The sequence below is a fragment of the Micrococcales bacterium genome, assembly GCA_016703125.1.
In the GTDB taxonomy this organism is placed as follows: domain Bacteria; phylum Actinomycetota; class Actinomycetes; order S36-B12; family UBA10799; genus JADKAV01.
The window spans coordinates 55,212-80,362 of record JADJCR010000001.1 but is presented as its reverse complement, the minus strand read 5'-3'; the positions used below and the strand labels follow the sequence as shown (position 1 = coordinate 80,362).

The window sequence follows — 25,151 nt, the reverse complement described above, 5'->3', positions numbered from 1 at the left end:
GCAGAATCACGACGTGGACAGCACAACCACCCCTACAGGGCGGACTTCGCCTTCCACTGCTGCCACGTGTAGTTCCAGTACGACCCGGGCGCACCGTTCCACGTCTCCATGGGCCGGCCGGTGTTGACGGTCACCGTGACGTCGCCGGCACGCACGTGGTTGTAGAACCATTTGGCCGGTCCGACGTTGAGGTTGGTACAGCCGTGGGAGCCGTTCCACGCGCCGATCCGCGACGCCGCCCACGGCGCACCGTGCACGAACTCCCCGGACGGGGTGATGCGGACGGCGTAGGGGACGTTGAGGTCGTAGGACTCGTTGGTCAGGCCCAACTCCGCGCTGGTCATCCGCTGCCAGCGGTACTTCTCCCCGGTGATGATCTTGACCCCGGACCGGGTGAGGAACCCCGGCTTGCCGAGACTGATCCCGAAGACCTTCACCAGTTCGCCGTTGCGGAAGACCTTCATCTTGTGGCTGTCGGAGTCGATCCGGGCGATGAACGACCGCGCTGTCCGCCACGACTGCACCCGGGTCGTCGTCTTCCCACCGACCCACACCGTGGCCGCATCCGAGTTCAGCGTGACCTTCCGCAGGTCGAGTTCGACGTCGATGCGCGTCTTGCCGGGCCAGAACTCCTTGGGCCGGTAGACCGCGGTGGAACTGTCGATCCACCCCCACGCCCCCGGCGGGAGCGGATCGGGCGAGGTGACCTGCATCGCGGCTTCCGCCTCCGCGCGGAACCGCACAGGGGCCGAGAAACGGGCGGTGATCAGCTGGCCCACCCCGAAGCGTCCCGGGCCCGGGGTGATGTCCACGCGGACCTTCTCAACCGTCTTCAGCGTCTGGGCCATGCCGGTGGCCTCCCCCGACGGCAGGACGTCCGGCGGCGGGGTGGGGGTTGGTGCGGGGGTCACGGTTGGTGCCGGGGTGACCGGGTCCGGGACGGTGTCGGCGAACGCCGGTGCGCCGAACAGAGTCAGGCCGGTGGCCAGCAGGACAGGAATACGGGATGAAACCACCCCTCAATTGTGCGGTACGGGAGTCAGGGAGCCACGCGGCGGGCGACCGCCGTGTCCTTCTTCACGTAGACCCGCCAGGCGTGATAGGTGCCCGTGAACGGGTTGCGGCCGTGGACGAGGACGCCGCGACGCAACTGCCGCACCTTCAGCGCAACGGCCCGGTCAACCGGTATCGCCGCCCGGATGGCCGCGTCGATGGCCGCGATCGTCGGGGGGCCCGCGTTCACCTGTGACGCCACCTCCCGGGTGAGCATTCGCATCGTGGAGTTCAGCGACGCCGCTTCCGACGCCCTGCGCCACCTCAGGTATCCGACTGCGCCCCTCGGCGTCGGAACCGTGACCGCCTCGTAATCCACGGTGAGGTCGCCCAACGAGGTGAGCCGGCCCATGTCATCCACGGTCGCGGAGACCGCTGTGCCGTCAGGCAGCGTGAAGACCCACCCGTTGGTCACCGCCTGCACGCCGGATGCCGCAGCCAGTACCTGGGCGCACGTTCCATCGAACGTCACCGCCGCGGCGCGCGCCTGTTCGTACGATGCGGCCCATCCCTGGTCGGAGGTGGCGAAGACGCCAGCACGAAGCCACCAGGCGGCAGCCGGTCGCTTGAGGTAGCGCAGAGCCGCCCGGCGCTCGCGAGCCAGCAGCGGCTCATCGGCGATGGCGCCGTAGGTCCCTGCCGACTCGATCACCACCCGCCCGGTCGTGGTGAACCGGCCCGGGGCGAACAGGTCCTGGCCGGACGGTGACGACACCGATCCACCGGTGGCCAGTAGTGCCTGCCGACCGCTCTCGCATGCCTGGGCCGCCTGCTGGCCTGCGGCAGTCGTGCCTACCGGCTCGGCAGCCGCCGGTGCGGCACCGAGGAGCAGGGTGCCGGCGAGCACGGCCGCAGTACGCATGCCCGCCAGGCTACCGAACCCGTTCATGGGGCGGGGTCAGCGTTCCAACTGCGTGATGTCGACCTGCACGCCGAGCGCGTGGCTGGCGCCACCGGCATAGATGCCTTTCAAAGGCGGGACGTCGGCGTAGTCCCGCCCTCGGGCGACGAGAACGTGAGCAGCACCGACGGTGCGGTCGTTGGTCGGGTCCAGCCCCTCCCAGCCGCCGTTCCACACCTCGACCCAGGCATGTGACTCGCCGCGGACCGTCTCCCCCAGTGCGTCCTCCTCGGTGTGCAGGTAGCCCGAGACGTAGCGGGCGGGGATGCCCGCTGACCTCAGCAGCGAAAGCATCGCGTGGGTGAAGTCCTGGCACACGCCGGACCCGGCCGCCCACGCCTCGCCCGCGGTCGTCGACACCGTCGTCGCCCCGGCGGCGTACGCCAGGCGTTCGCGCACGATCTCGATGCAAAGGTCGACCGCCCCGGCCGGCGTGGGCTGCTCGCGCAATCGCGTCACCAGATGCGCGCGGGCAGGGTCGGCATTCGCGTCGTCGACGTAGGAACTCGGGCGCAGGTACTCACACCACCGGTCCAGCACCGTGGCCCCGGCCAGTTCCTCCCACGTCGCCCCGGGCGCCCGGTGGTGACCGCTGGCGGTGTCCACGGTGCTGGTCGCCACCACCTCCAGCACGTCGTGGGGTTCGTGGGTGTCGAACGACTCCACGCGGGCGCCCCAGTAGTCCGTGTAGACGAGCACGGCGGCGCGCGGCTCGACGCGCAGTTCGTGAGCGATGAGCACCTGCCCGTCGTCGTCCAGCGGCGTCATCCGGACCTCGTTGAAGGAGGAGACCACAGGTGAGCCGTACCGGTATCCGGTGCGGTGCTGGATGCGCAATCGACGCCCTGCCATCAGTTGCTCCACACGACTGAGCCCACTGGGCGGAAGAAGGCGGTACCGACGACGTCCGAGGCGCGGGCGGTGGCCTGCTGCACGTGTTCCACAAGCGCATCCACCTCATCGGGGGCCGGGTTGACCGCGTACTCCAGTTGCGAGCGCAGCAGTCCGACTTCGCGCAGCAGGTCACCGCCGTCGCTGGCTCCCCTGGCGGCCAGACCCCGTACGGCCTCCTCCGCGGTGTGGGAGCTCAGGCGCATGGATCGGGGGTGGGCCTCGTCCAGGAGCAGGTAGCGCCGGACCTCGTCACCGGTCATGGGGTGCTGCGTGCGCAGGAAGGCGTTGAGCGCTGCCGCGGCCCGCAACGTCGCCACCGGCCCCCCCTCGGGCCAGAGCTGGTCGTGGCGGACGGCGAGCAACCGGGCCATCATGTCCAGCCGCTCCAGGGAACGCCCCAATGACAGGAACAGGTAGCCCTCGTCCCGGGGCACGGTCCAGTCGATCTGACCCACCACCACAGCCAGTCGCTCCACGACCCGGTAGAGGGCGTACGCCGGGCTGGTGGCAACGATCGGGCCCCGGATACCCGCCAGGTGGGCGGCGTTCAGGCCCTCGAACACGTCCGCCGGCAGCCGCTCCCGCACACCACGGGCGTTCTCCCGGGCCAGGGTGATCGCGCCCGCGATGGTCGCCGGGTCCGCCGAGTCACCGACCACGGCAGTGATCAGTTCCGATGCGTGCGTTGTGGACTGCGGCGGCAGCGACAACGCGTCGAGCAGCACGGCAGCGGCCAGGTCCTCCGGAACTGTGCGCTCCTCCACCATGAGTTGGTGGTGCTCGGCGAGCAGCCGCGACGTGGCCTCGGCCCGTTCCAGGTAGCGGCCGATCCAGAAGTACGACTCGGCGATGCGGCTCAGCATGGCGGCGCACCTCCCGCTTGCTGCTGCTGGTTCTCCTGCTGGCGCATGCGCTCGTCGTGCGTGGTCGGCGAGTGGACCCGGGCGGGGACGGCGGCCAGGACCCGGGTGAGGCGGGGCGTCGGCCGGTCCGGTGGCAGATAGGCGACGGTGGACTCCCGGTCTGCCAGGACCCACGTGTCCTTGGAGCCGCCCCCCTGGCTGCTGTTCACGACCAAGGATCCCTCGGGAAGGGCCACCCGGGTCAGGCCGCCTGGCAGCACGTAGATGTTCTCGCCGTCGTTGACCGCGAACGGCCGCAGGTCGACGTGGCGGGGGGCGAGTTCACCACCGTCGACCAGCGTCGGACAGGTGGACAGCCGCACGATCCGCTGGGCGATCCAGCCGCGCGGGTCCGTGCGGATCCGGTCGGCCAGTGCACTGAGTTCTTCGTCGCTGGCGCGGTCCCCGACGACCAGGCCGTATCCGCCGGACCCGTCGACGGGCTTGAGCACCATGCGGTCGAGGCGGTCGAGGACGAATGCCCGCTGGTCGTGGTCCTGCAGGTCGAAGGTGTCGATGTTCGGCAGGATCGGTCGCTCCCCCAGGTAGTACTCGATCAGCGCCGGGACGTAGGGGTAGATGGCCTTGTCGTCGGCCACACCGTTGCCCACCGCGTTGGCCACCGTGACCCGGCCGGCACGCGCAGCATTCAGCAGGCCGGGCACGCCGAGCACGGAGTCCGGCCGGAAGTGGACGGGGTCCAGGAAGTCGTCATCGATGCGGCGGTACAGCACGTGGACAGGCTTCGGGCCACGCACGGTGCGCATCCAGACCTGATCGTCACGGCAGTAGAGGTCGCGGCCCTCGACGAGTTCGACGCCCATCCGGCGAGCGAGGAACGCGTGCTCGAAGTGGGCCGCGTTGTGTACGCCCGGGGTCAGCACCGCAACCTGCGGATCCGCGACCCCGGCGGGGGCCGCCGCCAGCAGTGCGTCCAGCAGGCGCTCGGGGTACTCCGCGACCGGTCGCACCCGCTGGTCGCTGAACACTTCGGGCAGCACGTGGGCCAGGGCACGCCGGTTCTCCAGGACGTACGACACCCCGGACGGGGAGCGCAGGTTGTCCTCCAGGACCGCGAAGACCCCGTCTTCGTCTCGGATCAGGTCGATCCCCGCCACGTGGATCCGGACCCCGTTGGGCGGCTCGATTCCCCAGGCTGCGCGATGGAAATGGCTGGAACTCGCGACCAGTCGCCGTGGCACGATGCCGTCGTCGAGCACGCTGCGCGCACCGTAGAGATCGGCGAGGAACATCTCCAAGGCGCGGATCCGCTGGATCACGCCCTGTTCGATGACCCGCCACTCCGCTGCACTGAGCAACCGCGGCACCAGGTCCAGAGGCAGCGGGCGCTCCCGGCCGGCGAGGCTGAACGTGATCCCCTGCCGGTTGAAGTACGCGTCGATGAGTCGCGCCCGGTCGGCCAGACCCTCCTGACCCAGCCCGGCGAGGACCGTGGTCAGCGCGCCGACCGCGTCGGCGTCTGCCATCTCGCCATCCATCTCCTGGAAGGCGGGGAGGGTGGAGTCGATGCCTGGCACAGCCCCATCGTTGCACCCGGATCGGCCGTCACGGCCGGGTCGGCCGCAAACGTAACAGGGCAGAAACATGGGTGCGGGCGACCTCGCGGCGCTCCGGACCGGACAGGATCACGGCGTGCGGCAGGAGCGTCCGGTAGTCCTGGAAGGCCCCGTCGCGGCCCGCCGGGGTCGTCGCGCACCCCGTCGGGTTCCCACGGGATGTCGGGGGCGACCAGCAGCACGAGGTCGTAGTCCTCCTCCTCGACCGCCGCGAGCAGTTGCTCGGTGACTCCGGCAGGGCCGGCGTCGTATCCCGGGCGGCGGCGTACCGCACCCATGTGCCAGACCAGCGGTGTCGCACAGGACCCGTCGGCGAGGACAACACCTTCGGGATGTCTGGCAGCAACGACGGTCTGCGCGGCCAGTACAGCGGCCTGGTGCAGTAGGGAGGTCGCCCGCTGCTCGCGGTAGGTCCACCGGTGACCTGCTGGCAGCCGCTCGGCCAACAGCCGGCCCTGCTCGGGCACGACTTCGCGTGGCACCCCGGCAGTGTGCAACCAATCGGCCAGGAACTGCACCAGCGTCGTCTTGCCCGAGGACTCCGGGCCGACGACCGCGATCGAATGGATCAGGCCACTGACTGGTCGTCGGACGACTTGGCAGCCGCCTTCGGGGGCGCCTTGCCGGTGCGCTTGGTCCCCTTCGCCGCAGTGCTCTTCGGGGCACCGCTCTTCGGCTTCGGGACCGGCTTCGCGGCGGCCGGGGCTCCCTCGGGCACGGTCTCCTGTGCCTCGATCTCCGAGGCCGCCTCCTCGGCGGCGTCCTGCACCACGTCGGCGGCCTCGAACGCGACCTCCGATGTGGACAGCGCAGCCTTGTCGACCACACGCTCGGCCTTCTCCGCAGCTTTCTCCGCCTTCTCGGCCATCTCGGCGGCGGCATCAGCGGTGGTCTGGGCCGCCTTGTCGATGACCTCGGTGGCCTTGCGCGCAGCGGCCTCAGCGGTGACGCCGGCGTGGGCGGCAGCCCCTGCGGTGGCGTCAGCGACGCTGGACACGCCTTCGGCGGCCTTCTCCGCGGCGTCCGCGACAGTCACAGCCGCAGTGGCCGCGGTCCGGGTCACACCCTCGGCGAACTCGTCGGCGTAGGAACCGGCCCTGCGCACCCACTCTTCGCGCCGGCCGTTCTCGCGCCGCCGATTCCACACGACTCCAGCGGCCACCGAACCCACCGCCAGACCGACTGCCAACAACCGACGCATGTGACACCTTCCTCGCCGCCTACTTAAGGTCAGACTGCCATGCGCCGGTGGATCCCGACAGGTGGACCTGCGGATTCGTCACCGTCGCGCCGGGGAACCAACCGCCACCGCACCGACGTCACAGGAGCATGCGTATCGATCATCGCGTCTACCTCTCGGACATCGCCAGGGCGTCCGGGCGGCTTCGATTCTCGGTGACCGCACCCCACTGCGAAGGAGAACTGCGGCTGATGGTGCTGGACCAGCGGGGGCACGTCCAGCACCGGATGGCCCTGGATCCCATGGGTTCCCGCACACCGGTTCAACTCACCGGCTTCCCCCGCGGTGAGGTCTTCCTCGTGTGCGCCTTCAGCAACGACCAGTTGGTGTGGTCGGCACCCGTCCAGGCCGGTTGACCTAGGCTTCTGCGCGTGGGCAACTTCGAAGTCGTCGCCATACCGACGCAGGACCGACTCGACGCGGCGGTGTACCGCGAGGTCGGCAGCGTGGTCGGGTCCTACGTGGCGCAGGAGAGTGCCAACCCTGTCACCAGTGCCCTGCGCGATGTCCTCGCGGAGCCCCTTGACCCGTCGCAGGTGCTCAACACCGCCGTGGGCTTCGCCAACGCCGTGGCCCTGTTGGCACTGGCGGTGACTCAGGACGAGGACGCTGCGGCCCGCGTGGTCCGGGAGACACTGCGCCTAGGTAACGGCAGCGAGGATGCGGACGCCGAGGTGCTCATCCTGCGGATCCTCGAGCCCGCCGACCGGGCTCCGGAGTCCATCAGTGGCCAGACCCTCACCGCCATCGCGAACTACGGCGATATGGCCGTGCGCCTGACCGATCAACTCCAGATCGCACGCGAGACCCTGGCCGCCGCGGTCTCAGCGGCGGCCGCGCGGGTGGGCTGACGGAGTCGGACTGCAACGCCGCAGTGGCCCCACCTAGGCTCGTTGCCGTGGCCAGAGCCGTTTATGTGACGTCCATGGAAGCCGCCAGCGGGAAGTCGATGATCTCGCTGGGCCTGATGGAGGCCTTCAGCCGGCACACCTCGCGAGTCGGGTACTTCCGCCCGGTGATCGCCAGCGAGGGCAATGATGACGCCACGATCGAACTCATCCGCCGCCGCTACGGTCTCGCGCAGACGTACGAGCAGTCCTACGGCATCACCACCGATCAGACCCGGGGGGTCGGTACGGTCCAGGACGCCGACGGACTGATCTCCGAGATCATGGGGCAGTTCGAGGGGCTGGCGGCCGAATGCGATGTGGTCCTCGTCGAGGGCACTGACTACACGGGGGCCAGCGCGGCGTTCGAGTTCGAACTCAACGTCACGATGGCGCTGAACCTGGCGGCGCCGGTGCTCATGGTCGTCAGCGCACACCACCACCGCCCGGATCAGGTGCGCGGGGCGGTGCACGCGGCGCGCGAGTCGCTGCGCAACCACGAGGCGAACCTGCTGGGCATCGCGGTGAACCGCATCGAGCGCGAGCACCTCGAGACGATCACCGAGTCGGTGACGGACCTACCGGAACCGGTCTGGATCATCCCCGAGGAACGCAGCCTGCAGTTGCCGTCCCTGCACCAGATCAGCGCCGAACTGCAGGCACACCTGCTGCTGGGCACCCAGGAGTCGCTGGACCGCGAGGTCACCGGGGTCCGGGTGGCGGCAATGACCCTGCCTAACCTGTTCGACCGCTTGCAGGACGGCGTGCTGCTGGTGACCCCGGGGGACCGCTCGAACGTACTGCTCGCGGCAGTGACCGCTCGTTTCAGCGACCGAGTGCCCAGTGTCAGCGGCGTCGTCGTCACTGGCGGCGTCGAACCGAATCCGCGCATCCTGTCCTTCGCACGCGGCCTGGAATCGGCCGTCACTCCCCTGCTGCTGAGCGCCACCGACACCTACGAGACCGCGCACCGCATCGCCACGCTCACCCCTCAGATCCGGTTCGGCGACGACCGCCGGATCGCAGCTGCGCTGGGTCTGTTCGAGGCTGCTGTGGACACCTCCGGTCTCATGGAGCGGATCGAACTGGCCGACACCCCGGTGACCACGCCGCTGATGTTCGAGCACCGCCTGGCCCGCGCCGCCCGGCAGAAGCGCCAGCGCATCGTGCTGCCTGAAGGCGACGACGACCGGATTCTGCGCGCCGCCGACCAGCTCCTGCGCCGGTCGGTCTGTGACCTGACGATCCTGGGCTCCCCCGAAGGGATCCGCGACCGGGCCCGTTCGATGGGTCTGGACATCTCGGCTGCCACCCTCATTCACCCGGAGCGATCGGAATTGCGCGACGACATGGCGCGCCTGCTGTGCAACTTGCGCGAGCGCAAGGGCATGAGCATGGACATCGCCCACGACGCCGTCACCGACGTGACCATCTTCGGCACCCTGCTGGTGAAGGCTGGGCTGGCAGACGGCATGGTCAGTGGCGCCGCCCACACGACCGCCGACACCGTGCGCCCGGCCCTGCAACTGATCCGGACAACGCCCGGGGTCTCCGTGGTCTCCAGCGTGTTCTTCATGTGCCTGGCCGACCGGGTGCTCGTCTACGGTGACTGCGCGGTGAACCCCGATCCCAACCCGGAGCAGTTGGCAGACATCGCCATCTCGTCGGCTCAGACGGCCGCCGCCTTCGGTATCGACCCCTACGTGGCCATGCTCAGCTACTCCACCGGGACCTCCGGCGGTGGAGGCGGCGACGTCGAGAAGGTGCGCAAGGCCACTGAGATCGTGCAACAGCGCAGGCCGGACCTGCCGGTGGAGGGACCGATCCAGTACGACGCGGCCGTCGACCCCGAGGTCGCGGCCAGCAAACTGCCCGGGTCCGACGTGGCCGGTCAGGCGAACGTGCTGATCTTCCCCGACCTCAACACCGGTAACAACACGTACAAGGCTGTCCAGCGCTCGGCCCGGGCGGTGGCCATCGGCCCTGTCCTGCAGGGGCTGCGCAAACCCATCAACGACCTGTCCCGCGGATGCACCGTCAAGGACATCGTGAACACCATCACGATCACCGCCATCCAAGCGCAGGAGGACTGATGGCACAGGTCCTGGTGCTCAACTCGGGCTCCTCGAGCATCAAGTACGAACTCATCGACATGGCCGGGCCGACCACGCTCGCCGCCGGTCTCGTCGAGCGCATCGGGGAGGCCGCCCCCCGGGTCACGCACGACACCGACGGCCGGCAGCACACCATCGACCGGCCCCTCGCCGACCATCGCGAGGGACTCGTGGCGATGGCTGAGGCGTTTGCTGCGACCACCCCGATCGACCCGTCCGCCCTGCGGGCCGTGGGCCACCGAGTGGTCCACGGCGGGGACCGCTTCGCGCATCCGGCGATCATCGACGACGAGGTGCTGGCGGCCATCCGCGACTGCATCCCGCTGGCCCCCCTGCACAATCCCGCCAACCTGATGGGCATCGAGGTGGCGATGCAGATCTACCCGGACTGTCCGCACGTGGCCGTGTTCGACACCGCGTTCCACCAGAGCATGCCCGCTGAGTCGTTCCGCTACGCACTCGACCGGGACGTCGCCGACGAGCACCGGATCCGCCGGTACGGCTTCCACGGCACATCGCACGCCTACGTCAGTGCACGTGCCACGCAGTTCCTGGGCATCCCCGTGGCCGGTTCCCGCATCATCACCCTGCACCTGGGAAACGGTGCGTCCGCGTGCGCGGTGCGTGACGGCCGCAGCGCCGACACCTCCATGGGCCTGACACCGCTGGCCGGTCTGGTCATGGGGACGCGGACCGGAGATATCGATCCTGGCGTGCTGCTGCACCTGCTGCGCGCCGGCATGTCCGTGGCGGACCTCGACCGGCTGCTCAACAAGCGTTCGGGGATGAAGGGCCTGGCCGGCGACAACGACCTGCGTCAGGTCCACGCGCGGGCTGCGGCCGGGGAGGTCGCCGCACGCGAGGCGCTGCAGGTCTATGTGCACGCCATCAGGCACTACCTCGGCGCGTATCTCGTCGAACTCGGCGGGGCCGACGCCATCGTCTTCACCGCCGGTGTGGGCGAGAACGACGCACAGGTGCGCGAGTGGACCTGTGCTGCGCTGACCGGCCTCGGCATCCGAATCGATCCCGACCGCAACGCCGCTGCCCGTGGCCCGTCCGATGTGGTCGACATCTCGGCTCCCGACTCCGCAATCCGCGTCCTGGTGGTCCCGACCGACGAGGAGCGGGAGATCGCCACGCAGGCGCTGGCGGCGGTCGGCGGCTGAGCACCCGGCGTGGCACCCGCGTTTTGTCACACCCCCCTGTCACTCTCGTGGCATGAACACCGAACAGACGCACTGCGCTCAGAGCGCGGAGTTCGACGGCCGTCTGTGGGACGTGGCCCGCCTGCTGCGCACCGGGAACACCGAACGCGCACGGGTGGAGTCAGCCCTGCTTCTCGCGGACGCCGAGGACGCCGGCTGCGACTACATCGCCGAACAACTCGAACATCTGTGGGCAGCTCGGGGAGCCGCCCGCCGCACCGCCTGATCACCTAGTGGGTCAAGCGGTCCCGCAGGCGGTCCAATGTGTGCTCATCGATGCCCAGTGACGCCAGGTACGCGCCCAACCCGCCCATCTGCTCAACCCGCTCCAATGCTGTGGCCAGGTACTCCTGGCGCACCCCGATGACGGGCATCAGCAGTTCCGGGTCCACACCCTGCTGCTCGACGCTGGCGATCAGGCTTTCGAACACCGGGAGCAACTGCTCGTTCGTGGTGAGGTAGTCGGTGAACACGTCATGGACGTCCACGCCGACGGCCAGCAGCGCCAGTGCCACGGCCCAGCCGGTCCGGTCCTTGCCGTTCGTGCAGTGAACGAGCACTGGTCCGTCGCCGACCGCCAGTTGCTGCAACCAACGGCCGTAAGAGTCCCGCGCGCTCGGCAAATCCACCATGGCCACGTAGGCCTCGTGCATCATCGCGGTGGCCGTGCCGTCGCGCAGCATCGTGTGGAACTGACGCGGGTCGTCGAACAGGTCCTCGACGCCGACCGTGGACGCCATGGCGAAGTCATGCAGGACGTCGAGCCACACGTACTTGTCAGTCACCGGTACATCCGGAGCGCGCTGCACCTCAAAGGCGGTGCGCAAGTCCACCACCACGGCCAGGCCCAGTGCCTCCAGGACCGGGCGGTCAGCATCGTCGAGACTGGCGAGTTGGGTGGAGCGGAACAGCGCCCCAGGCCGAACCGTCCGGTTCGCGCCGGCGGGAGCGCCTCCCAACTCGCGCAGGTTCGGCAGGCTCGGCAGGTCGATCCTGCGCGGCAGCCAACCCCCCGCGCCCTCGGCAATCACCCGGCCATGCTGGCACACGTGTGCCCTGGCGTGCCCAGGCGCTTACTTCACTGCCAACCTGCACCCCGGGCGCCGCGAGCGCGTGGTAACCGCCATGCGACATGCAACGCCTCCCCGCTGATGGTCCGGCCGAGGTCGGACAGCAGGAAGCACACCGAGTCGGCCACGGGACCCGGATCGGTGGCGTCCCAGCCCAGCGGCGCGGCCTCGTAGGTGTCCAGAAGACACTGGGTAGTCCTTTGGGTCAGCCCTCTCCCGTGATGAAGGGCCGACCACATGTCGACTGGCTGTAGGCGTCGAGGTTGACCTCCGCCTGAGCGATGGCATCCTCGTTGCGGGTCAGCCACGCGTCAGCCTTGGCGGCCTCGTCCGGACTCCCCGTCACGGTGAGGGCCAGTTTTCGCACCGACTCCACGTACAAAGCCAGATCCTCCTGGATCGCACCGGGTGCTACGGCCAATGCACCTTCGACGAGGTCGACGAACTGCTGTGGATCCTCCACGCGCTGCTGGGCCCCGGCGGTCTTCTTGATGTAGGCGCAGAAGGCATCGGTGCCGGGGGCGGGGGTCGTGGAACGCTTGGTCGCCGTCGGCGTGGCCGCCGGCGTCGTCGTTGCCTGCGTGGGGGCGGCCGAGGTCGGGCTCGGTGCGGGGGTGGACTGCGCCACCGAGGACTCGGACTGCTCCGCTGGAGGCGAGGTCGTGTTCTGAGAACATCCCGCCAACAGCACCGCAGCCACGATCACCAGACCTGCACGCTTCATGACGCCTCCTGTGGGCCGGCTGCGCACCGGCCCCTCAACGGTAACCGTCGATCAGAAGTGATCCTCGTAGTAGGTCATGCGGACGCGTGTGGTCGGCAACTGGACCAGCAGACCACCCCAGGTCACGGTCATCTGGCTGAGTTCGCCGGCCAGGCCGGCCAGCGCGGAGAGGCGGATCGGCATGTCGGGCCCCCTTTCGGTGACACCAGCCTCCCGCAGCGGTGTTGCCTTCACGTAAACGCAGCGTTGGGGTCGCGTGACCTTATGACGCCGGAGCTGGCCCCACCGGCGGCCGCCCTCCGGGTGGAGTGGAGACGCCCCGGTTTGATCACCCCGGTAGCGGTGGGTCTCCCGCCTTCGGGCCGCGGCCGGGTTGGCTCAGTCTCCTGCCGTATTCCCTACGTCGGGGAGCGATCTGCTTCGCTCCCGGGTGTCCGTGTCTCCCCCGCCTTCGGCTGGAGGGTGGGGTGGCCCGGTCTCCGGACAGCTCCCTACGTCGGGGAGCGAGTTGCTTCGCTCCCGGGTGTCCGTTTCTCCCCCGCCTTCGGCTGGAGGCTGGGGTGGCCCGGTCTCCCGCCGTACCGGGGAGAGTTCCGGACGTCGGGGAGCGATCGAACCGGGTTGTTTCGCTCCCGGGTATCCGGATCTCCCCCGCCTTCGGCTGGTGGGCCGGCGCCGGAGGGCCGGCGCTGGAGGGCCGGCGGCGGAGGCCCGGCTGGTGGCCCGGCGTCGGCTCACTCCGGCTTGACCAGCGGGAACAGCATCGTGTCGCGGATGTTCTGCCCGGTGAGCATCATGATCACCCGCTCCACGCCCATGCCCTGCCCCCCGGCTGGCGGCATCCCATATTCCAGGGCTCGCAGGAAATCCTCATCAACCTCCATCGCCTCGACATCACCGGCAGCGGCCAGCAGGCTCTGCGCGACCAGGCGGTCTCGCTGGTCCAGAGGGTCGATCAATTCGGTGTAAGCGGTACCCAGTTCCGCACCCCAGCCGACCAGGTCCCACTTCTCCGCCAAGCGTGGCTCCGACGGCATCTTGCGGGTGAGCGGCGACACCTCCGTGGGGAAGTCGAGGTAGAAGGTCGGGAACGTCGTGGTGTCCTCGCACAGGTGCTCGTACAACTCGAGCAGGCAGGCCGCGGCGTCCCAGGCAGGGTCCATCGGGATCTCCAGCTTCGCGCCGTACCCACGCAGCACCTGCTCGGGGGTGTCGACCGTGACCTGCTCGCCCAACTTGTGGCTGACCCCTTCGTGGACAGTCATCGTCGGCCACTCCGGTGACAGGTCGATCTCCTCGTACCCGCCGTCGGGAAGCGGCCGGCGCGCGATCGGCCGGCCGTAGACCGCTGTGGCGATCTCCAGGATGATCTCGCGGGTGAGTACGCGCATCGTCTCGTACGACCCGTAAGCGTCGTAGATCTCCAAGCTGGAGAACTCCGGGTTGTGCGTGGCGTCGGCGCCCTCGTTGCGGAAGTTCCGGTTGACCTCGAAGATCTTCTCCACCCCGCCCACCAGCAGCCGCTTGAGGAAGAGTTCCGGGGCGATACGCAGGTACAACCGCATGTCGTAGGCGTTGATGTGGGTGATGAACGGCCGGGCGTTGGCGCCACCGTGGATGGTCTGGAGCATCGGGGTGTCCACCTCGAGGAAACCGCGGCGCCACAGGCTCTCCCGCAACGCCCGGATCGCCGTCGAGCGCAGGGCCACCATCTCGCGCGACGAGTCGTTGACGATGAGGTCGACGTACCGCTGGCGCGTGCGCGCCTCGGGGTCGGTGAGACCGGCGTGCTTGTCCGGCAGCGGGACAAGGCACTTGGACGTGATGACGAAGTCCTTGGCGAACACGGACAGTTCGCCGCGCTTGCTGGTGATCACCTCACCGGCGACCCCCACGTGGTCACCGAGGTCCACCTCCCGCTTCCAGCGCTCGAGGATCTCGCCACCGACCTCCCCCAGCGACAGCATCACCTGCATCTGGCCGCTCCAGTCCTTCACCTGGGCGAATACCAGCTTGCCGGTCACCCGGTTGAGCATCACCCGCCCGGCGATGTGCACCTGCGCGCCCGTGCGGGTGTCGGCCGGGAGGTCGCCGAAACGCGAGCGGAGGTCGCCGATCATGTCCTGGCGGTCGAAGTCGGTGGCGTACGGGTCCACCCCCCGTTCCCGCATCGCTGTCAACTTCTCCCGGCGGACGAGCTCCTGCTCCGGCAGCCGGCGCTGACTGATCGCCGCGGTCTCCTCGGCGTCGCGTGCGCTGAGTTCCTCGGCCACAGGCGTCCAGAGGGCCACCGGCGACGCGGCGGTACCGTCCGCCAGCGACTCCCGGGGGCCGCCGGTGAACGGCAGCCGTGGCTTCTCGACGAATCCTTCCGCCAGGCCGGCCGCGATCCCCACCCGCGGCAGGTCGCCGGAACGTTCGAAGAGCAGGTACCGCGGTACCCAGTCCGGTTCGTACTTCTCATTGGACTTGTACAACGACTCGAGCTGCCACCAACGACTGGCAAACATCAAGAACGCCCGCGATGCACGCATGACCGGACCTGCGCCGATCTTGGCGCCCTCCTCGAAGATCGCCCGCATGACCGCGAAGTTCAGCGAGAGCCGGTCAACACCGATGAGCGGTCCGGCGTTGACCGTGGCCGTGACCATCAGCTCCATCACGCCGTTCTCAGCGTCCGGATCCCGGCGCATCAGATCCAGCGAGATGCCCGAGGTGCCCCAGGGCGAGAAGGACAGCAGGCCGCGGCGCACACCCCCGGCGTCGAAGATCTCGGTCAGCACGCACTGGCCGTCCAGCGGATCCCCGAGCCTGCCGAGGGCCATGGAGAAGCCGCGCTCGTTGTGGGTGTCCCGCCAGCGGTCGGCGTCCACGACCACCTCCGCCAGCTGATCGGCGGGGATGTCCCGGTGACGGCGCACCCGGGTGGTGTATCCGTCCCGCTCCAAGCGGTGCACCGCTTGCCGCACGGCCCGCATGTGACGGCCGTCGAGGGTGTACTGGGAGAACTCGATGATCGCCTCGTCCCCGAGACTCAGCGCCTCCAGCCCGGCGCGCACATAGGCCTCGGCACCCGTTCGAGGCACCCATGACCGCCGGCGCCCATCCGTAGTGACGAGCCTCCTCCAGCCATTCCTCGATGGCGGGGGGCCATGATTCAGGGTCGCCGATCGGATCCGCCGAGGCCAGGCTGACGCCGTTGACGACGCGGTAGGTCACGGCGGACTTGTGCGACGGCGACCACATGGCCGACTTGTCCCGGCGGGTGGCGAAGTAGCCGAGGGAGTCCCGGTCGCCGTGATCGTGCAGAAGGACCCGGAGGTCGACCTCGTCCTGGCCGGTGATCCGGCGCAGGTTGCCGCGGGTGCGGAACAGCGCCAGCCCGAATGCGACGTACACGACGGTGCCCAGCGCACCCAGCAAGAAGGGCACCGGCCGGGTCGCCCGCCCCTCTATGCCGGTCGCGTCGGCCTCTCCGAGCCCACCGAGGAGTTGATTGACCGAGTACGCCCCCGCATCCGAACGCGGCACCGACCCCGGCAGTGCTTCCACCATGGCCCAGCCGATGGGGATGACCACTGCGAACCCGACGAGCAGGGTCACCACCGCGATCACCACATTGCGTCGCGGGACGATCGCGAAGAACTCCTTGCGGGCCAGCAGCAGGATCACGAAGAACACCAAGGAGGTGGCCAGCGTGACGATCTCCTTGGTGCGCACGTCGGATTCGGTCAGCAGAACCACCGATTCGAGCATGCCCAGCACCAGGATGACGACCAGGAACCACCACGCCGATCGCTTGCGCTTGCCGAGCGCCGACGCGAAGATCACCAGCAGCACCGCCCAGGCGATGTTGGGTGGGGCCGGCACGAAGACGGTGGCGATGACATCCCGCACCCGCTCAGCGCGGGGCCAGTGCCGGGAACACCGCCGTGACCGCACTGAACACGGCCACCGCCCAGCAGGAGGCTGCGCAGGACGTTGGGCACGTGCCGGGTCCATCCGGCGCCGGGGGTGTACCTGCGCCGGGGGATGTCCGGCTCGACACGGCGGTTGAGGTCGTGCGCCGACGTCTCCTCGGCGACAAGTGTCATGTCCTCAGCTCCTGCAAGTCGGTGAAGATTCCCAGGCTCTCTGGGTTGGCCAGTGCCTCGGTGTTGCGCACGGACCGCCCGTGGATGACATCGGCCACGGCGAGTTCGGCGAGCTTGCCTGACCGGGTGCGCGGCAGATCGGGCACTGCGAGGATCCGTGCCGGCACGTGGCGCGGCGAGCACTGCTCACGTAACCGCTTCACGATACGCGCGCGCAGGATGTCGTCGAGGTCGTGCCCCTCGGCCAACCGGACGAACAGGACCACCCGGGTGTCGTTGTCGAAGGCCTGCCCCACCGCCAGGCACTCGAGCACCTCGTCGAACGACTCGACCTGCCGGTAGATCTCCGCGGTTCCGATCCGCACCCCTCCGGCGTTCAGTGTGGCATCCGAGCGCCCCAGGATCACGACTCCGTCGTGCTCGGTCCACGTCGCGAAGTCGCCGTGCGCCCACACCCCGGGGAACCGCTCGAAGTACGCGGCGGAGTACCGGTCGCCCTGCGGGTCGCTGAGGAACGCGATCGGCATGCTCGGCAAAGCGTTACGGCACACCAGTTCCCCGGTCACCCCGGCCTGCCCGCGCAAGGACTGTTGCCGCCGTCGTCGTAGATGTCGACGTCGGCACCGAGCGCCGGCGTTCGCAGCCCACCGGCCCACACCGGCCCGGTCGGATCACCGATGACGAAGCAGCCCGCAGATGTCGGTGCCACCGGATATGGAGGCGAGGTGGACGTCGGGCTTCACGTCCCGGTACACGTACTCGAAGGCCTCCGGGGACAGTGGGGAGCCGGTGGACCCGATGGTCCGCAGGCTGCTCAGATCTTGGTGTACGCCCGGCCGCAGGCCTTCCTTCGCGCAGGCATCGAGGTACTTGGCACTCACGCCGAACAGCGTGACCTGCTCCTCCTGCGCGATCCGCCAGAGGTGGTCGGCTTCGGGGTGGAACGGCGACCCGTCGTACAGCACGAGCGTGGCGCCCGCGGCCAGCGACCCCACCAGCCAGTTCCACATCATCCAGCCGCAGGTGGTGAACCAGAAGACCCGGTCGCCGGGGCGCACATCCAGGTGCCACCGATGCTCGCTGGCGTGCTTGAGCAGGAACCCGGCGGCACGATGCGACAGGCACTTCGGGGCGCCGGTGGTCCCCGAGGAGTAGAGGATGAACCCCGGGGCATCGAACGGCATCGGCTCGAACTCCAGGGGGTTCCCCGCGGCGGCAAGGATGTCCCGGAAGTGCCGCTTGTGCGCCACGGGAACGTCTGCGTCCTGGTCCACCTCGTGCACCAGCCACACCTGACGCAGGCTCGGCAGCCCGTCGACGATCTGCGCCAGCGCGGCTGTGCGGTCATGCTGTTTGCCGCCGTACACGTACCCGTCGGCTGCGACCAGGATCACCGGGGAGACCTGGCCGAACCGGTCGAGGACGCCGGCGGGCCCGAAGTCCGGACTGGTCGAGGTGAACACCGCCCCCAGACTCACGGTGGCCAGCATGGTGATGACGGTCTCCGGCGTGTTAGGCATCCAGGCCGCCACGGTGTCGCCACGGCGCACCCCGGCATCCTGCAAGGCGGTCCTCACCGATGCCACCGCTGCGCGCAATTCGCCCCAGGACCACACTCGACGATGGCCGTCCTCACGCCGGAACACGATGGCGGTGTCCTGGGCGCCGGGCAGATCCCCACCGGCGAGCAGGTTCTCGGCGTAGTTCAGCGCTGCGGCGGGGAAGAACCGCGTGGCCCGTAGGTCGTGCCCGGGCGCAGGCGGGATGACCGCCGGGCCCTCCCCGCGATCGCCGACGACCCCACACTCCCCCCACACGAGGTCCCAGAAGTCGCCCGGAGCCGCGATGGAGAAGTCGTGGAAGTCCGACAGGTCGACCATCGGACGTTGCGTGATGCGCTCGACCTCCCGCATCACCCGCGCGACCGACGTGCGATGCACGGCAGCCGGCTCCGGCTGCCACAGCGGTGATCCCATGCCGGTCTAGCCGATGGGGCTCGGCACCACGGTCTCGGCCGGCGCCGGCGAGGTGGGCAGCGAGCGGGAAGGTTCTGGAGTCGCGGACGCCGACGAGGTCGCGTCGGGTGACGACGGTGACGGGCCTCCGGAGATGGCGATGACCGCCGTCGCGCTGGCCTGCAGCTTGCTGGCCTCCGCCCGCAGTCGGTCCGCGTCTTCGGTCGGCACCTGTCCGCCGTCCTGCAGGGCCGCACCGGCCACCGAAGCGCCGTCAGTGACCGACACCTGGAAGGTCTCGACGAAGGTGCGGTAGAACTCCGGCGCATTGCCCGCGGAGACCGCGGCGATGCACGCACTCTGGTACTGGTCCATGATCGGCTTGATGTCCTTGGACAACTGCTCGAAGTAGGCCTGGTTCTCCTCGAGATCCTTGGCGATGGCCACGTCGTTGAGCCGGTTCGCCACCGTGGTGCTCAGGTCGTCGGCGGTGAGCGCCGCCCCGAGATCGGCGCAAGCCGGGTCCACCGTGCCCGAGAAGGTGGCCGTGACCTCCACCGATCCGGTGGTCCCCGCACCCTGGTCACCCGAGCCGCGGAAGAGGAAGAACCACAGAAGGCCCAGGATCAACAATCCGACCAGCAATGTGGCGCCCACCAGCGCCGCCAGCCGCTTGCCCGACGTCTTCGACTTGGCATCGGGCGTGGTGGCCGGCATTCCGGTGATGGGATCGATCGTCTCCGCGGTGGGGAACACGTTGGTCTGTCCCATCGGCGACCCAGGCGCCAGACCGCCAGGCACGGCAGCCGGCGGGACTGCGCTGCCCCAGGCGCCCGGCTGCGCCTGCTGCTGCCAACCACCTTCAGCGCCGGGTTGCGGGGGCTGTGGCCACGGCTGCTGCGGCTGGGCGGGCTGCTGACCCCACTGCGGCTCACCCGGTTGGGCGGGCTGCTGACCCCACTGCGGCTCACCGGGCTGCGCGGGCTGCTGACCCCACTGCGGCTCACCCGGTTGGGCGGGCTGCTGACCCCACTGCGGCTCACCCGGTTGGGCGGGCTGCTGACCCCACTGCGGCTCACCCGGTTGCGCGGGCTGCTGACCCCACTGCGGCTCACCCGGTTGGGCGGGCTGCTGACCCCACTGCGGCTCACCGGGCTGCGCGGGCTGCTGACCCCACTGCGGCTCACCGGGCTGGGCGGGCTGCTGACCCCACTGCGGCTCACCGGGTTGCGCGGGCTGCTGACCCCACTGCGGCTCACCTGGTTGCGCGGGCTGCTGACCCCACTGCGGCTCACCCGGCTGGGCGGGCTGCTGACCCCCTGCGGCTCACCGGTTGCGCGTGCTGTTGACCCCACTGCGGCTCACCGGGCTGCGCGGGCTGTTGACCCCACTGCGGCTCACCGGGCTGCGCGGGCTGCTGACCCCACTGCGGCTCACCGGGCTGCGCGGGCTGCTGACCCCACTGCGGCTCACCGGGCTGCGCGGGCTGCTGACCCACTGCGGCTCACCGGGCTGCGCGGGCTGCTGACCCCACTGCGGCTCACCCGGTTGGGCGGGCTGCTGACCCCACTGCGGCTCACCGGGCTGCGCGGGCTGCTGCGCGGCGGGCGCCTGCGGCACAGCACCAGGCATCGGCTGCGTGTTCTGCGTCCATCCGCCGCCGTCCCACCAGCGCACCTGGCTGGGGTCCCGCGGGTCCTGGTACCAGCCCGGTGACGGGTTTCCGTTGGCCATTGTCGGAACCTTTCGTTCGTCTGCGTTCAGACTAGTCGGCGGTCTGGACCCGACGCGATCACAGCAGGTCGCTGAATCACCACGAAAGGTGATCGCAACCCGTTCGGGCTCACACGCGAGGCGTCACACCTCTTGCATGTCCTCCAGGCTCATGCCCTTCGTCTCCCTGATGAACTTCAGGACGAAGAAGAACGACAGGACGGCGAAGACGGTGAACACCCCGTAGGCGAAGCCGAGCCCGATGGACGACATCCCCGGGAAGGACACGCTGACGATGAAGTTCGCCATCCATTGTGCGGCGGCTGCCACCGCCAGCGCCGCGGCCCGGATCCGGTTCGGGAACATCTCGCCGAGCAGCACCCAGACCACCGGACCCCACGAGACACCGAAGAAGACCACGTAGAGGTTCGCGGCGACCACGGCGATCGGGCCCGCAGCGCCGGTCAGGTAGGGCGTGCCGATGGAGTCGGCGCCCGCACACCCCGCCTGGCCCGCATCCACGAGAGCCTGTGTGCACGTCGCCGCCGTGCCGAAGACGAAGGCCATCACACCCAGCGTGACCGCCATCCCCAGAGACCCGACGATCAACAGCGGCTTCCGGCCGATCCGGTCGACCAGGGCTATGGCGACGAGGGTCACCACCACGTTCGTGGTGTTGGTGACCAGCGTGATGAGGAATGCCTGCGACTCGTCGAAGCCGACGGAGGCCCAGATGCTGTTCGAGTAGTAGAAGATCACGTTGATCCCGACGAACTGCTGGAACACACTGAGCCCGATACCGATCCAGACGATGGGTTTGAGCCCGAGTGCCGCGCCCTTCAGGTCGGCGAATCGTGGCTTGTGATCGCCGGACAGCGACTCCTTGATCTCCGCGACCTTCGCGTGCTGGTCGCCGTCGAGCACATTGGCCAGGACCTCGGCGGCCTCCTCGTCCTTGCCGATGGCCACGAGGTAGCGGGGCGATTCGGGGATGGTCATCGCCAGCGCCCCATACACCACCGCCGGCACCAGCATCACCAGGAACATCCACTGCCAGGCCTCGAGGCCGAGCAGCCAGGTGTTGTTCGCGCTCGTCTCGGGTTTGCCGGCGCTAGCTGCGTTGAGGATGAAGTAGTTGGTCACCGCTGTGGTGAAGATGCCCAGGACGATCGCGAGCTGCTGCAGGGAGCCGAGTCGACCGCGCAACTGCGCAGGAGCGATCTCCGCGATGTACATGGGAGCGATCACAGAGGCGATACCGATACCGGCGCCACCGATGAACCGCCAGAACATCAGGTCGGCCACAGAGAACGGGAAGGCCTGTCCGACAGCTGCGATCAGGAACAACGCGGCGGCGATGATCATGACCTTGCGGCGACCGTATTTGTTCGCCAGTGTGCCCGCGAACCACGCGCCCACCGCCGAGCCGAGCAGCGCGATGGCCACCACGAAGCCGATGGCATCGCCGATATTGAACTTCTCCTTCAGCGCATCGACGGTGCCGTTGACGACCGCGGAGTCGAAACCGAAGAGGAAGCCACCCAACGCAGCAACGCCGGCCATCCGCAGCACGCGCCCGGTGTGGTACTTCTCCTCTGCGACCGGACCGCTGTCACCAGCGCCCGGCAAGGGACCGTGAGCCATGGCTGCTCCTCTCATGTGCTGCCGAAACTATCCACTCGACCGGCGGTCATGCGCGCTGCGCGCTGCGCGATCCGGCGATCCGGCGAAATCGGCTCCCGGCGCGACGGCACCCCGGCACAAAGGCGCCAACACGCCGGTCGCTCCCACAGGTGGCGTCAACGTCCGTGTCTCATATGCCCCCTTAACGCTTGCTCGCAGCCGCATACGAGGGACTATGCTCGCAGATGTGACGCAATTGCGGATTCGACAATGCGCCGAGGTCCTCGGGGTCAGTGAGGAGCACCGTTCGACGGATCATCGACGCGGGTGGTCTGCCCGCCACCGCAGATACCGCCGGCCGGAAGGTGGTCGCCGGCGTCGACCTGGCCGCCTACCTGCGACGGCAGGCCGACTCGCCGGATGGCCTGAACCGCAGTTCTGCGCGCAACAGGTTCCCCGGGCTGGTCACCGAGGTGCACACCGATGCTGTGATGGCCCAGGTGGAGTTGCAGTGCGGACCGTTCCGGGTGGTCTCCTCATGTCGGCAGAAGCCGTCCACGACCTGGGACTGGAGGTCGGCAGCCTCGCGACCGCGGTCATCAAGTCCACCACCGTGATCGTCGAGGTGCCGTGAGAATCGTTCCGGTGGCGCTGGTCGCACTGATCCTGGCGGGCTGCTCGACGTCTGCCCCGGATGCCGGGCTCACGGTCTACGCAGCGGCCTCGCTGAAGCAGCCGTTCACCCGCATCGGGCAGCTGTATGAAGAGCAGCACCCGGGGGCCCGGGTCACGTTCAACTTCGCCGGCTCGTCGGATCTGGTGGCTCAGCTTGACCACGGCGCGCCGGCCGATGTGCTGGCCACCGCGGACGAGACGACGATGACCGACGCCGTGGGTTCCGGTACGGCCACGGGTCCGCGGATCTTCGCGACCAACACCCTGCAGATCGTCGTACCTGCCGGGAACCCCGGCGGTGTGGACGGGTTCTCGGACCTGACTGATCCGTCCCTGCAGGTGGTCGTCTGCGCGCCGCAGGTGCCCTGTGGGGCCGCCACGGTCCGCGTCGAGGAGAACTCCGGGGTCGAGATCGCACCGGCCAGCGAGGAGTCCTCCGTCGCCGACGTGCTGGGCAAAGTCACGTCCGGTCAGGCCGATGCCGGGGTGGTCTACCGCTCGGACGTCATCAGCGCCGGCCCGGCGGTGTGGGGCCTTCGCATCCCGGCGCGTGACAACACGGTCAACCGGTATCCGATCGCCGTCGCCTCCGACCGCCCCCACACTGCCGGCTTCGTCGAACTGGTTCTCAGCGATCAGGGGCAGCAGATCCTGCGCGACCACGGATTCGGCCCTCCGTGAGACGGGCAGTGGGTGTGCCCGGCTGGATCCTCCTACCGGCAGGGATCGGGGCACTGTTCATCGCCTTACCGCTGCTGGCGATGGTGGCGCGCGTCGACTGGACGGACTTCTGGTCGCTGATCACCTCCCCGTCGTCGGTGGCAGCGTTGCTGCTGAGCCTGCGCACCTCGGCGATGGCCACTCTCCTGTGCATGCTCTTGGGGATCCCGATGGCGCTGGTGATGGCCCGCTCTCGGACCAGGGCCGTGTCACTGCTGCGGTCGATGATCCTGCTGCCCCTCGTGCTCCCCCCGGTGGTGGCCGGCATCGCGCTGCTCTACACCTTCGGCCGGCGCGGCCTGCTCGGCGGATCCTTCGAAGCCCTCGGTGTCAACATCGCGTTCTCGACGACTGCGGTCGTGCTGGCCCAGACCTTCGTTGCGATGCCCTTCCTCGTGATCAGCCTGGAGGTGCGCTGCACACCGTCGGCACCCGCTACGAGGCGGCGGCCTCCACACTGGGCGCCTCGCCTTCGCTGGTGCTGCGGTCGGTGACCCTGCCCACCGTCCTGCCCGCCATCGCGTCCGGCGCCGTGCTCGCCTTCGCCCGGGCCCTCGGGGAGTTCGGCGCGACCATCACGTTCGCCGGCAGTCTGCAGGGGGTCACCCGCACCCTGCCGCTGGAGATCTACCTGCAGCGCGAGACCGACCCGGACGCCGCCGTGGCGCTGTCGTTGCTGCTCGTCGTGGTCGCCGTGCTGGTCCTGGTGGCGACCCGACGCCGGGTGGTGGTCCCGTGAGACTGTCCACCGGCTTCGAGGTGACGCCGCGAGCGCTGACCGTGGACCTGGACCTTGCGTCCGGCAGCACATTGGCGGTCATCGGTCCTAACGGTGCCGGCAAGAGCACCGTGCTTCAGGTCCTGGCGGGTCTCTTGCGGCCCGATCGCGGGCGCGGTCAACTCGGCGACCGGGTGTTGTTCGACACCGCCACCGGCTTCGACCTGCCGACCCACAAGCGGGGGGTCGCACTGCTGGCCCAGGACCCGTGCCTGTTCCCGCGCATGACCGCCCTGCGCAACGTCGCCTTCGCGGTGCGCGCCCGGCGGGGTGCGGACCCCCACGGCGAGGCACTCCGGTGGCTCGACACCACCCGCTCGTCGTCACTGGCGGATCGTCGTCCGGGCAGCCTTTCCGGCGGGCAGGCGCAGCGGGTCGCCATCGCCCGCGCATTGGCCGCCGAACCGGACCTGCTGCTGCTCGATGAACCACTGGCCGCCCTCGACCAACCCGTCGCCGCCGAGCTCCGGCAGACCCTGCGAGAGGTGCTGACCGGCCGCACGGCCGTGGTCGTCACTCACGAGATCCTCGACGCGGCCCTTCTCGCCGACCACATCGCCGTCATGCAGAACGGCGCGATCGTGGAACACGGGCCCACCGAACAGGTGCTGCACCGCCCGCGCACCCCGTTCGCCGCGCAGGTGTGCGGACTCAATCTGCTCGCCGGACTGCCCGCCGGGCAGGCGATCATCCGCACGGAGCTCGGTCCCGTGGCCGGTGTGGCCATCTCCGCGCTCAGCGGCCCGTCTGTGGCCACTTTCCGCCCGGCCAGCGTTTCGGTGCACCGGCACCACCCCGAGGGAAGCCCGCGCAACGTGTTCACCGGACCGGTCGACGAGATCGTCCCGCAGGGCCAGCTCGTACGGATCCGGGTGGGCGAGGTGGCTGCCGACATCACCCCGGCCGCCGTGGCAGCCCTCGACCTGTCAGTCGGGCAGCAGGTCTTCCTCGCGGCGAAAGCGGCCGAGGTGTCGCTGTACCCCGCGTGATGTCCACCCGATGGTTGTGCTCGGGACGGGCCTC

Annotated in this window: 19 protein-coding genes and 3 pseudogenes; 9 read left to right on the top strand and 13 right to left on the bottom strand. The window is 69.3% G+C overall.

What is annotated here, in order from left to right:
- Positions 1-32 precede the first annotated feature (32 nt).
- The 6 genes from IPG68_00400 to IPG68_00375 all read right to left on the bottom strand — a co-directional run bounded on the left by IPG68_00400 (position 33) and on the right by IPG68_00375 (position 6,528).
- Complete coding sequence (locus tag IPG68_00400) at positions 33-1,016, bottom strand: L,D-transpeptidase (GenBank protein ID MBK6761824.1); 984 nt, start codon at positions 1,014-1,016, stop codon at positions 33-35.
- 23 nt (positions 1,017-1,039) lie between these two features.
- A complete protein-coding gene (locus tag IPG68_00395) occupies positions 1,040-1,915 on the bottom strand; it encodes a hypothetical protein (protein ID MBK6761823.1) in 876 nt (291 codons plus the stop codon).
- Positions 1,916-1,951: 36 nt separating this feature from the next.
- Complete coding sequence (locus tag IPG68_00390; GenBank protein MBK6761822.1) at positions 1,952-2,806, bottom strand: transglutaminase family protein; 855 nt, start codon at positions 2,804-2,806, stop codon at positions 1,952-1,954.
- On the bottom strand, positions 2,806-3,711 hold the full coding sequence (locus IPG68_00385; protein MBK6761821.1) for an alpha-E domain-containing protein: 906 nt from the start codon (positions 3,709-3,711) through the stop codon (positions 2,806-2,808). The genes IPG68_00390 and IPG68_00385 overlap by 1 nt, the downstream gene beginning before the upstream one ends.
- A complete protein-coding gene (locus IPG68_00380; GenBank protein MBK6761820.1) occupies positions 3,705-5,357 on the bottom strand; it encodes a circularly permuted type 2 ATP-grasp protein in 1,653 nt (550 codons plus the stop codon). Before IPG68_00380 ends, IPG68_00385 begins: the two co-directional genes overlap by 7 nt.
- A 538-nt stretch (positions 5,358-5,895) precedes the next feature.
- Positions 5,896-6,528 carry a hypothetical protein gene (locus IPG68_00375; GenBank protein ID MBK6761819.1) on the bottom strand — a complete coding sequence of 211 codons (633 nt, stop codon included), beginning with the start codon at positions 6,526-6,528 and terminating at the stop codon, positions 5,896-5,898.
- 128 nt (positions 6,529-6,656) lie between these two features.
- Here IPG68_00375 and IPG68_00370 point away from each other — a divergent pair, with 128 nt between their 5' ends.
- From IPG68_00370 to IPG68_00350, 5 genes are read left to right on the top strand one after another with little or no spacing between them, the layout of a single operon-like run.
- Positions 6,657-6,923, top strand: a complete 267-nt coding sequence (locus tag IPG68_00370) for a hypothetical protein (protein ID MBK6761818.1) — start codon at positions 6,657-6,659, stop codon at positions 6,921-6,923.
- A 15-nt stretch (positions 6,924-6,938) separates the two neighbouring features.
- Entirely contained in the window at positions 6,939-7,418 is a 480-nt protein-coding gene (locus tag IPG68_00365) for a hypothetical protein (GenBank protein MBK6761817.1), read from the top strand.
- A gap of 47 nt (positions 7,419-7,465) precedes the next feature.
- Positions 7,466-9,547 carry a phosphate acetyltransferase gene (gene pta, locus IPG68_00360; protein MBK6761816.1) on the top strand — a complete coding sequence of 694 codons (2,082 nt, stop codon included), beginning with the start codon at positions 7,466-7,468 and terminating at the stop codon, positions 9,545-9,547.
- A complete protein-coding gene (locus tag IPG68_00355) occupies positions 9,547-10,737 on the top strand; it encodes an acetate kinase (GenBank protein MBK6761815.1) in 1,191 nt (396 codons plus the stop codon). Before pta ends, IPG68_00355 begins: the two co-directional genes overlap by 1 nt.
- A gap of 52 nt (positions 10,738-10,789) precedes the next feature.
- Positions 10,790-11,002, top strand: a complete 213-nt coding sequence (locus IPG68_00350; protein ID MBK6761814.1) for a hypothetical protein — start codon at positions 10,790-10,792, stop codon at positions 11,000-11,002.
- A 4-nt stretch (positions 11,003-11,006) separates the two neighbouring features.
- Here IPG68_00350 and IPG68_00345 read toward each other — a convergent pair whose 3' ends face one another.
- The 7 genes and pseudogenes from IPG68_00345 to IPG68_00315 form a co-directional block, all read right to left on the bottom strand.
- The gene (locus IPG68_00345; GenBank protein ID MBK6761813.1) at positions 11,007-11,807 is read right to left on the bottom strand and encodes a tyrosine-protein phosphatase; all 801 of its coding nucleotides are present in this window, start codon (positions 11,805-11,807) and stop codon (positions 11,007-11,009) included.
- Positions 11,808-12,051: 244 nt separating this feature from the next.
- On the bottom strand, positions 12,052-12,570 hold the full coding sequence (locus IPG68_00340; protein ID MBK6761812.1) for a hypothetical protein: 519 nt from the start codon (positions 12,568-12,570) through the stop codon (positions 12,052-12,054).
- A 2,670-nt stretch (positions 12,571-15,240) separates the two neighbouring features.
- Positions 15,241-16,467, bottom strand: a complete 1,227-nt coding sequence (locus IPG68_00335; protein ID MBK6761811.1) for a DUF2156 domain-containing protein — start codon at positions 16,465-16,467, stop codon at positions 15,241-15,243.
- Positions 16,468-16,660: 193 nt separating this feature from the next.
- Positions 16,661-18,640: pseudogene (locus tag IPG68_00330) on the bottom strand (acetoacetate--CoA ligase).
- Between the two features lie 6 nt (positions 18,641-18,646).
- On the bottom strand, positions 18,647-19,390 hold the full coding sequence (locus IPG68_00325) for a hypothetical protein (GenBank protein MBK6761810.1): 744 nt from the start codon (positions 19,388-19,390) through the stop codon (positions 18,647-18,649).
- Between the two features lie 555 nt (positions 19,391-19,945).
- Positions 19,946-20,353 (bottom strand): DUF2510 domain-containing protein, encoded by a 408-nt coding sequence (locus IPG68_00320; GenBank protein ID MBK6761809.1) that lies wholly within the window; start codon positions 20,351-20,353, stop codon positions 19,946-19,948.
- A 123-nt stretch (positions 20,354-20,476) separates the two neighbouring features.
- A complete protein-coding gene (locus tag IPG68_00315) occupies positions 20,477-21,976 on the bottom strand; it encodes a sugar porter family MFS transporter (protein MBK6761808.1) in 1,500 nt (499 codons plus the stop codon).
- A gap of 226 nt (positions 21,977-22,202) precedes the next feature.
- Here IPG68_00315 and IPG68_00310 point away from each other — a divergent pair.
- From IPG68_00310 to IPG68_00295, 4 genes and pseudogenes are all read left to right on the top strand, one after another.
- Positions 22,203-22,589 (top strand): annotated as a pseudogene (locus IPG68_00310) (TOBE domain-containing protein).
- Positions 22,586-23,311 (top strand): molybdate ABC transporter substrate-binding protein, encoded by a 726-nt coding sequence (gene modA / locus IPG68_00305; GenBank protein MBK6761807.1) that lies wholly within the window; start codon positions 22,586-22,588, stop codon positions 23,309-23,311. Before IPG68_00310 ends, modA begins: the two are co-directional and overlap by 4 nt.
- Positions 23,296-24,089 (top strand): annotated as a pseudogene (gene modB, locus IPG68_00300) (molybdate ABC transporter permease subunit). The gene modA and the pseudogene modB overlap by 16 nt, the downstream one beginning before the upstream one ends.
- Positions 24,086-25,117, top strand: a complete 1,032-nt coding sequence (locus tag IPG68_00295; GenBank protein MBK6761806.1) for an ABC transporter ATP-binding protein — start codon at positions 24,086-24,088, stop codon at positions 25,115-25,117. The pseudogene modB and the gene IPG68_00295 overlap by 4 nt, the downstream one beginning before the upstream one ends.
- Positions 25,118-25,151: the final 34 nt, after the last annotated feature.

What these genes read in the sequence shown, in the direction of transcription:
- IPG68_00395 (MBK6761823.1), bottom strand. Translation starts at nt 1,915, where the DNA reads ATGCGTACTGCGGCCGTGCTCGCCGGCACCCTGCTCCTCGGTGCCGCA.
- IPG68_00390 (MBK6761822.1), bottom strand. Translation starts at nt 2,806, where the DNA reads ATGGCAGGGCGTCGATTGCGCATCCAGCACCGCACCGGATACCGGTAC.
- IPG68_00385 (MBK6761821.1), bottom strand. Translation starts at nt 3,711, where the DNA reads ATGCTGAGCCGCATCGCCGAGTCGTACTTCTGGATCGGCCGCTACCTG.
- IPG68_00380 (MBK6761820.1), bottom strand. Translation starts at nt 5,357, where the DNA reads ATGTTTCTGCCCTGTTACGTTTGCGGCCGACCCGGCCGTGACGGCCGA.
- IPG68_00375 (MBK6761819.1), bottom strand. Translation starts at nt 6,528, where the DNA reads ATGCGTCGGTTGTTGGCAGTCGGTCTGGCGGTGGGTTCGGTGGCCGCT.
- IPG68_00370 (MBK6761818.1), top strand. Translation starts at nt 6,657, where the DNA reads ATGCGTATCGATCATCGCGTCTACCTCTCGGACATCGCCAGGGCGTCC.
- IPG68_00355 (MBK6761815.1), top strand. Translation starts at nt 9,547, where the DNA reads ATGGCACAGGTCCTGGTGCTCAACTCGGGCTCCTCGAGCATCAAGTAC.
- IPG68_00350 (MBK6761814.1), top strand. Translation starts at nt 10,790, where the DNA reads ATGAACACCGAACAGACGCACTGCGCTCAGAGCGCGGAGTTCGACGGC.
- IPG68_00340 (MBK6761812.1), bottom strand. Translation starts at nt 12,570, where the DNA reads ATGAAGCGTGCAGGTCTGGTGATCGTGGCTGCGGTGCTGTTGGCGGGA.
- IPG68_00325 (MBK6761810.1), bottom strand. Translation starts at nt 19,390, where the DNA reads ATGGGACAGACCAACGTGTTCCCCACCGCGGAGACGATCGATCCCATC.
- IPG68_00320 (MBK6761809.1), bottom strand. Translation starts at nt 20,353, where the DNA reads ATGGCCAACGGAAACCCGTCACCGGGCTGGTACCAGGACCCGCGGGAC.
- IPG68_00315 (MBK6761808.1), bottom strand. Translation starts at nt 21,976, where the DNA reads ATGGCTCACGGTCCCTTGCCGGGCGCTGGTGACAGCGGTCCGGTCGCA.